Below are 8,693 nucleotides of genomic sequence, written 5' to 3'. Positions count from 1 at the left end.
GATCTCAACTTCACGCAGCTTGCCGATAATCTCTTCCGGCTTGTGTTTCTTGCTCGGCATTCGTCATCCCTTTCGTGGTCCAGACTATCACAGTCTCTGGGCCACTCAGCGGGGGGCAGATCAGGGGGCCTAAACATGCGTATTCAATCTGCCAACTCTCCTGCGGGTAGCGCAGGAGCGGGCCGTGGGCTAATGGCGCTGCGAAGTTCAAATCTGGATTGCAAGTGGCAGTTAAATTCGAAGACCTGCGTATGTACGCGACTGTCGCTAAATGCGGCGGCATCTATCCGGCTGTTGCGCAAATGGGGATCCCCAAGCCTGCGGTCAGCCGCCAGATTTCCGAACTTGAAGCTTGGCTTGGATCGTGCCTGACCGAATTTGCCTCCGGACCGCGGACGTTCCGAGATACCTCCTTTTGGTGATTGGACCTGATTTCTCTCGGGCATCGTCCGAAGGAGGAAAAATTGGATAACATGCCGCGATACGCGGCATCCAGGCGAGCCGCGCCTTCTATGTCGCCATGGTGCCACTCAAGACGCTAGAAAGGCTATTCAAATACGATGAGGCGGACCTACCAGCGCAGCTCCGCGCCCAGCGCGACCTCAACAAGGGCCGCATTCCCGGCATCGCGCGATACATTGTGGATAACCCGTCAGAATACGTGCTTTCCGCCCTCTCGGCGACGATAGATGGAGCTTTTGCGTTCGAGCCCGCGGTGGGGCAGAGGTCAGTAGGAGTCCTTGCTATCGACATGTCGGCCACTATCCTCGTGAACGACGGACAGCACCGTCGTGCAGGCATCATTGAGGCGCTTCGGGAGCGCCCGTCGCTGGGCGACGAAAAGATCGCCGTGACCCTATCCCGGACGAAGGACTGGCACGCTCGCAGCAGATGTTCGTCGACCTGAACCAACATGGGGTGAAGCCTGCGCGCTCGCTGCGCCTCTTCTATGATGGACGGGACGAGGAAGCCCGTCTGAGCCGCGCGGTGGCGGACGCCATCCCACTATTTCGCGATATGACCGATTTTACGCGATCCAATCTCACGGCAGGGTCGCGGAAACTTTTCTCCTTCAGCAACCTCCATACCGCGGTATCGACGCTCGTCGCCGAGGCTTCGCTAACTGCGACTGCGGAGGATCCGGGTTTGGCAGTCGATTTCTGGAACGCTGTGATCGACAATATGCCCGACTGGTCAGCGGCAAGACGCCGAGAGGTAGCACCCTCGGAGCTCCGGCGCGACACCATTCATGCCCACGGTATCGCCCTTGAGGCGATTGCGGTGGCCGGCGCACGGATGATGAACGAAGATCCAAGCGGGTGGCGCAAGTCGCTCCTTGCGCTCCGCGAGATCGATTGGTCGCGCTCGAATGTCGAGGCCTGGGAAGGGCGCGCCTTGTCCAACGGGCGCATCAACCGATCACGAACGAGCATCCTTCTGACAGCCGACCTGATTTCCCGCTCCATCCCTCGAGAAGAGGATGACGCCGGACTCCGTTGACGTTAAGACTTAAATCAGATCGGGTGGATATTATGGCAAGAGCTTCGGGTTCTCAGCTGGCTCGCCACCTGCTGCATGTAGGTTTCCCACAAGCGCTCGACATCCAGCCGCTCTTTGTCGATTTCGGCCTGCCTGAGCTTTGCTGCGCGTTGACGCTGCTGCAATTTCTCGCCGTGCGGATCGCCTCCAGCCTCAATCTCATTGCGAAATCGGGTAGCAAGCTTGCGTGCATCGCCGAGCGTCAGACGCTTGGTGCTACCCAAGGTGAGTTTCTTGCGCTTGCCGTCGGCCCGATAGATCAGCCCATAGCCGGTATATCCCGCTGGCGTGTGGACCAGCGCGAAGCCTGGCACGCCGCCTAGATAACGATGCTTGATACAGGGCGGCGGAACCGCCGTGAGCTTCTCAATCTCTTTGACGGTGAGCGGTTTCAATCGTGACCCAGCCATACCTAGCCTTTTCATAATTCCTTGAAAAAGCTATAAATTTACCACGGCCGCGACTTTGGCATAAGTATTTTCGGAGAAATTGAAATTGTTGGCGAATTACGTCGGGCCGATTAGCCGTTTGCCGGCTGACAAGTCCCCGATTGCATACGAAAGATTCCCGACAATCCCAGTCCAAGGCACCAATTGCCGTTGCCGATCAACTCACGCTGCTCTGGTGCCATACAGTGAATGTATGCTCGCACAGGAACCGGTCATTCGCTGGCTTGGGGAACTGTCCGGCAGCGATGCCGCCTACAATGGCGGTCATTCAGCGCGGCCACCCGTGATCCTGAATCTCGGAGAGTCGCATTGGCCAAAACGCCATCATTGAGAGTGACGATGCGTCGAAAATAACCGCAGGAAGCTTCTGATGATCGTCAGCGACAATGGCAACGAACTAGCTAGCCAGTCTGGCGATCCTGCGATGGACTCAGGACCGCAGCATCGAAGGCATTACTCGTGCCCGGCAAGCCGCAGCAAACCGACTATGTCGAAAGCTTCCATGGCCACCTGCGCGACGAATGCCTCAATTAGACGCAATTCGCATCGCTAAGCCATACTGAATCAATACTGATACACTGGCGCAAAGGTTACAACCAAGTGCAGCCGTCTGGCAGCATCGGCGGGCTGACGGCCACACATGCTGCCAGGCAGCTAGTGCAACCACGTTCAGATGGGCACCATGATAATCCAAGATTCTATTTATAACTGGAAAAAACTTTGAGAGCACGTCAATTTTTCATTATTTCATTACGGATGCATTATCTCCTTTCGCCCCCGCTGCAATTCATTTATTCATCCAATCTGCGATGTTATTTGTCTATAGCAGATGGCTGGGTCACGAAGCCTTATGGGGAAGGCGAGCGCATCGATGGCTACATGGAGCAGACCATTACAATTCACGGCGATCCTCTTTGGGCTGCTCGTAGCGCTCATGGGCGTCTTGCTATTGACGGCCCAGTTTCTGCGCGCGCGCGTTAATTACAGCCATGCAGTTGAGGGCGGCCGACTTTCTGCCGATGACCGTGTCGGTTATTTCTCAATAGACGATAGCAAAATTGGCCTTCTCCATGAAGTAACGTTCACTATGCTGAGCGATCCAAGCGGCGAAGAAAAACCAATTTATTCGATCTTGGGCAACCAGGTGAGAAGAAGCAATGCTGGCCCGATCCTTCCTGATGCCTCACCAGTGAGTCACGTTTTCACGACTGACCGCCGTTATGCGGACCTCCTTGCAGGCGACTATGTGAGTTCAATCTGGACCGTGGCCCCGCTGCTCATGTTTGAGGACAAAGAACGGCTGCTGGCGACAAGCTTCGCTCGCTTCTCGCATGACAATCCTGAGGCGTTGCTCATTCACTATCCTACCGAAGAGGAGTTGGAGCGAGAGAACGTAGATTTCTCTAGTGGCCCCTCTGCCCTACTGAGTTACCTCTGGTATGTACAAAAGCTGGTCATGCCTAAATTGCAACGGCTGAGCCGTTCGGGGCAGATGTTCGCAGCGCAAAGGCTTGCACGGAATACGGCGGCGGTCCTGGCCGCTTTTTCGATCGAGAATAATGCACTCGATCAGGCCAGCAGGCGTCGGGTCAACGCGGTATATCTGCTCGAACTCCTTTTCGAACGCCCCCTCGACAATCTCAACGCCCTGGAAGCCGTCACCGAAGAGCTAGGCAGCCTGACCAGCATGATTGATCCTGAGGCAGAGTTATCCGAACCGGGTTAAGGCGGACCGCCCACCTATTCTGAGATCGCATCCCTTGCTGCGTCGATCGGCCGCCGTGAGTATAACGACGTTGATACGTCCTTAGGTGATCGGACCGATTTGACCGAGCGCGAAGTCGATCTCGTCAACCTTCTGCTAGTTCGGGCTGCATTTTGGCAGGCTTGGCAGGGCTGCGTGAAGAACGGCCGGGGGCCTGATTGTGCTGCGCTCCGTCAAGCTTTCCGAGAGGCCGCCGTGACCAGGTTGGCGCACATACAGAAGCAAAATTTCCGTCGTGATGTTGTCTATTATCAGAAAGAGGAGTTGCGCTGGTGACTCCCTTTGAATTCATTCGCAACACTAAGGTTCAGATCGTCGCGCTCACTGGCGCAGTATCTACGCTTGCGACGTTTGTCTTTGCGATGATCTCAACGCGCGAAGGCATCAAAACGGGAGAGAATATTGGCATCGTATGGTCAATGTTCTGGCCCTATGTGCTCATTGCTGTCTGTTTTGCTGCCGTCGCTGCTAACGCGCCCCTCTTTGTTCGAAAGCTTCAGGGCGCATGGCGATGGTTAGGTGTGCGACGGTCGGCAGCCACTCTAGGCCTGTCTCCTGCCTGCGCATGGCTATTCAATAGCTTGGTCGTTGCTGTGGCTTTTACCCTCGCCGGCGTTAGCGCCGCGATCGTCGTGAACTTGTTCAATATAGCGCGGACGGAGACGAACTACCTGCTCCGCCTTGCCAATCAGGACTTCAAGAACCGGCAGATGGTCCTTGCGCGGCAGTATATGGAGGGATTTCAACTTCACGATGCGGCGCGCGTCTATGCCTATGTTCACAAACAATATGCCGACGACCAATCGCGCTCACGGCTGGATGAGATTGAGCAGCGATACCGGCTCTATCAGCTATTCTTGGCGTTAGCGCGAGACGAGGAACGCCTTTGGGGGGCGACGCCCAATAACTCCTATCGCAAAGCGACCACACTGCTTCTCAGCCCATTTGAGCCCGACAGTGCTATTCCCCTTGAGCGGTATCAGCAGGGCTATGTTGCTGCGCTCGACGCCTTCAAGAGACTGAAAGGGCCATGCGGCTGGCCCATTATCGATCCAACCCAAAGCCAACGGATGGTTCCCGACGCCAAGTTGCTGCTCGAGAAGGATATGCAGCAGTTGATCTGGCGGGAAAAACGCAACCCGGCGGCGGAGCTATGCGGGATCATCAAATCGGGCGGCCTGAGCGAGGAAACGATCGCCAAGCAATGGCAAGCGCAGGACTTACGGCGGCTCCTGGCACTGCGCAAGTCTGGTGAGAGCCAAGCTATCGTATGTCCCGCAAATGTTGTCGAGGAAGAGAAAGCTGCTCGAAAACCCGAGAACGAGGATATGGAGCTTGAGGCGGCAGGCGACGACGCCGTGGTAGAAGACGAGGTCGCTGGCAGCGAAAAGGACGATCAGCCTCCCGAAACTTTGTCTCCGTACGCTAGGGCGCAATACACCTGTCAAAAATCATCAACCGATGATCCGGGATCATTTCCGAACTGGAAAAAGGTCATTCGCATTTTCATGCCCCGGGGAATTGATACGAGCGACGAAACAGATGAGACGGTATAAAGCAGCAAATACCTAACTGCAGACCGTCCGGTTGAGGCAGCACGCGACCTTACATACGTCTTTCCGACGGGTTGCTGGGAACGTCCTCTCGCGCCGGAACGGGCTATTCGCAAGTTCGAAAGCGGCTAAGTAGAAGCACGTCAAAATCTCGCGTTTTGGAGCAAGCAATGAGAATAGACAGTTCAAAATTGATTGTCAGCAGGTAGGCCGATAACGATCAAGAACTGACATGCTGTAGTCCTCTTATAGCTCGTGTTGGGAGACGGATATGGGAGTAGCGGAGCGCCGCGCCGATGATGACATGACTTTCACGTATCACCCCTTCGGCCAGACGATGTTCCAACCTTCGCTCCGATTGATCTCCCGCAGAATATCCTCCTTGTGGGTAGATCGTTCCAGCAATTGTTTCATCATCGAATAGCCCAGCGCGCGGTAGCTTTCCCATTGCGCTTCATCGAAGAACTGGTCGCCGGTGCTTTCTTGCGGGAAGCTGGGATGTTCGGTTGCATAGCCAGTGATGTCAACCGGTAGCCCTTCGAACAGCCGAGGCTTCATCCACACAATATGGCCAGTCAGCTTCTCTTCCACCTCGAACGCGCCGGTCTTGCTGTTCCAAGGGCGCTGATGCACCTTCAGTAACAGGCAGAAGGCTGCATCCTTGGGCGAGGCGGCCAGCCCGTCGGACGATCGGGCGGCGGCGCGCGCGCGCCAGTCCTCGTCCGATCCGTTCAGGAACAAGGCCGCACCATCCCGGCCGATCAGCGCCTCTACCTCCTCTCGGTCGGCCACGACCACCGCCATGCCCAGATCGATGCGCGCCTTACGCACCAGATTTTCCATATCGCTGAACAGGAAGCGCGGGTCCGCGCCATTGTCGGCGACGACAATGGTCTGCACATTGCGCCGCAACAGTTCATAGGCACCGCTATTTTCAAAATGGCCGCCGTCCGATATGTTGATATAGGCGGTGTCCCGCGTGTAGAGTCCTCGCATCTCACGGGCGAGGTAGAAATAGGTGATGGTCCCCAGCAGCCAGACCAATGCACGCGCTTTCCACCGTGGGTTGATGCCGTCCGCTTCCTGGATCATCCTGCCCACCCGCCACCAATAGCCCAGGCGGATATTGGCGAAGCTGAGCGCCAGCGACCCGCCCAGGCTGGTGCGCGCGCCCATGCCGGTGGAGGCCGCCGCGCCGGAAATCGCGCATAGCTGCCCCAAAGACAGCGTTTCCACACCATATTTTTTGAGGTCGTCCCAACGAAAATGGGTGCGCTGCGACACCAGCTTGGCGGTGTCCATGAACACGCCTTCAGGTGCAAAGACTAGCGGCACGCCTTTGCGATCGCGTTCGAGCATCTGCGATTTGTCGGCGCCCCTGGTCTCGTTCAGCGTGACGTTGATCAGGTGGATGGGCGCGGCGGTGCGTGTCTGTTGATAGACGTGGATCGGAATCTGATCTTGCGGGTCGCTCTCCATAATCGACCGTTCGGACCGCGTGAGCGTGCCGGGCGGGTCTTTCAATGCTAACCGCTGCATGTTGCTGCCGCCGATATAGGCGCGGGTCAGGCGCGAGGCGTAAATTGCGTGCAGCGACGACAGGTTGATGAAGCCCTGCGACGCCCCGGTAAAGCGGAACAACACGCCTACGATGCCGCCCAGGAACAACATCACGGTGCCTATGCTGACATCGCCGAAGCGGCTGAGCGGCGCGAACCGGCCGGGTATCGCCCATTGCTGATTGCCGAACATCAGATATTGGATGCCGATGTGAATCGACACCGCCAGCAGCGAGTACAGCGCCAACGCGGCAACCAGAGCGGCGGTCCACAGATAGCGGCCGATCCATCGGCTGAGCGTGCCGCTGCCATCCTTAAACCAGCTTGGCAGCTTATTGATGATCCATGCGCCCAGCGGCGCCGCCAGAGTTGCGATGCCGGCGAAGAAGGATGCGTCACTCGACGCCGCGCGTATCCATGCGAAGCCGGTCAGGCCCAGCGTATCGACGGTTGCAACGCCAGCGATGATCAACACCCATGTAAGCCAATCAGAACTCCACCGCGTCAATATCCGGCGAATTTCAGGCGTAAAGGCGTCGCGCTTGCCAATTTCCGTGATGGTGGATCGGCCGATCTGCCATGCCGCGAGAATGCAGATGATGCAGGCAGTGATCGTCAGCGCAACGGCGCTGCCCATCAGCACGTCCAGCCCGCGCCAGTTGATCCACAGGTTCGCGTTTCGGCGCAGCCACAGCCACAGCCCACCGGCTGCGACCGTACCTGCGCCCGCGCTTAAAATGACCAGCGTGATGCGCACCGTCGGATTGCCCAGCCAGTCCAGCCATGCACGCGCCCGGTCAAGGCTCTTACCCGGCGTCACCTTGCGCAGCGCAAGCCTCAGCGCCGATCCGCGATCGGACAGATATTCGGTCAGCCAATAGCTGACGCCGACCGACAGGCCCAGAAAGGCTGCGGCTGCCGCCAGCAGCCAGACCGGGCTCAGGATGATGCCAGCCTCGCTTTTAGGCTTCTGCACGCAATCGCATGGGGGTGGCGCCTTGGGCTCAATGTATAACATGTCCGCGATGCGCCCTTTTGCGGCCGCATCGGCTTTTGCAACCTCGCTCGTCTCGTCCTTGAGCCGTTTCTGCGTCGGCTCGCTATAATCCGCCATTGCGAATGAGGCCGCGATCAGCAGGATTGCCGCGAGCGCGATCGGGAGCGCGAGGACATAGATCATCGCGATCCAGTTGCGGATCAGATAAGCGGCCGCCGCGATCAAATCCGAAGTGCCGTTAGGCGCCAGATATCTGCTATGTTCGCGTAGCCAGCGGACCGGATGACGGATCCACCTTGGCTTTGCGTCGGTACCGATATTCCTGGCCGTCAGGCTGGCCTGGTCGGTCAGTGCCGACTGGGCGAAATGCGCCTTGGCTGAAAGTTCATCGGACGGAGGCTTCATCTGGCTGCCAGGCGTTTCCGGCCCGCGCACGCCATCGGGCAGGAACAGGCTGCCCAGAAAGCTGCCGAAATAACCGCCGCCCGACACGGTCGAACAATAGTCGAAATCCAGCAGCCGCTCCTTGCGGGCCAGCACCTGGGCGATGCCCAGCGAAATCGTCGCGCTGCGAATGCCGCCGCCCGAACAGGCAAGGCCCATCGACGCATTGGGCACAGGCGTCTGCAGACCGGCACGATCCAATATCGCCCGGCGTTCGCGCACGACTTCGCGCGCGCGCTCCTTGATCATTTCGGTATAGTCGGCGGTGGTCATCGCAGGATCGGTGGAAACCGGATCGCCCCTGAGCCAAGCCATGATCCCCTGCCACGGGGTCACGACCTTGCCGGCTCCCGTCTCTGCGGGCTTGCGTTGCCACAATTTCCATCC

At 57.8% G+C, this 8,693-nt stretch carries 7 protein-coding genes and 1 pseudogene; 6 read left to right on the top strand and 2 right to left on the bottom strand.

The annotated features are described in order from the left end of the window. Positions 1-251 precede the first annotated feature (251 nt). Positions 252-422 carry a helix-turn-helix domain-containing protein gene (locus D0Z70_RS25870; protein WP_420820394.1) on the top strand — a complete coding sequence of 57 codons (171 nt, stop codon included), beginning with the start codon at positions 252-254 and terminating at the stop codon, positions 420-422. Positions 423-481: 59 nt separating this feature from the next. Next, positions 482-1,500, top strand: a pseudogene (gene dndB / locus D0Z70_RS25865) (DNA sulfur modification protein DndB). A 14-nt stretch (positions 1,501-1,514) separates the two neighbouring features. On the opposite strand, the gene D0Z70_RS20060 reads toward dndB, so the two are convergent. Continuing rightward, entirely contained in the window at positions 1,515-1,934 is a 420-nt protein-coding gene (locus tag D0Z70_RS20060; protein ID WP_182914049.1) for an Arm DNA-binding domain-containing protein, read from the bottom strand. 513 nt (positions 1,935-2,447) lie between these two features. On the opposite strand from D0Z70_RS20060, the gene D0Z70_RS25860 reads away from it, so the two are divergent. From D0Z70_RS25860 to D0Z70_RS20045, 4 genes are all read left to right on the top strand, one after another. Then, positions 2,448-2,522, top strand: coding sequence for an integrase core domain-containing protein (locus tag D0Z70_RS25860; protein ID WP_119749551.1), 75 nt, complete (start codon positions 2,448-2,450; stop codon positions 2,520-2,522). A 337-nt stretch (positions 2,523-2,859) separates the two neighbouring features. Beyond that, positions 2,860-3,714: a hypothetical protein gene (locus D0Z70_RS20050; RefSeq protein WP_147418802.1), complete on the top strand. Its 855-nt coding sequence runs from the start codon at positions 2,860-2,862 to the stop codon at positions 3,712-3,714. A 99-nt stretch (positions 3,715-3,813) separates the two neighbouring features. Next, positions 3,814-4,029: a hypothetical protein gene (locus tag D0Z70_RS24685; RefSeq protein WP_147418801.1), complete on the top strand. Its 216-nt coding sequence runs from the start codon at positions 3,814-3,816 to the stop codon at positions 4,027-4,029. Beyond that, positions 4,026-5,309, top strand: coding sequence for a hypothetical protein (locus D0Z70_RS20045; protein ID WP_119749537.1), 1,284 nt, complete (start codon positions 4,026-4,028; stop codon positions 5,307-5,309). Before D0Z70_RS24685 ends, D0Z70_RS20045 begins: the two co-directional genes overlap by 4 nt. 315 nt (positions 5,310-5,624) lie before the next feature. On the opposite strand, the gene D0Z70_RS20040 is transcribed toward D0Z70_RS20045, so the two are convergent. Beyond that, positions 5,625-8,621 carry a patatin-like phospholipase domain-containing protein gene (locus D0Z70_RS20040; protein WP_147418800.1) on the bottom strand — a complete coding sequence of 999 codons (2,997 nt, stop codon included), beginning with the start codon at positions 8,619-8,621 and terminating at the stop codon, positions 5,625-5,627. Between the last annotated feature and the right edge of the window lie 72 nt (positions 8,622-8,693).

Source organism: Sphingobium terrigena (assembly GCF_003591655.1).
In the GTDB taxonomy this organism is placed as follows: Bacteria; Pseudomonadota; Alphaproteobacteria; order Sphingomonadales; family Sphingomonadaceae; genus Sphingobium; species Sphingobium terrigena.
Note: the sequence above shows the minus strand (reverse complement) of the source record. Positions and strands in the feature narration are given on the sequence as shown.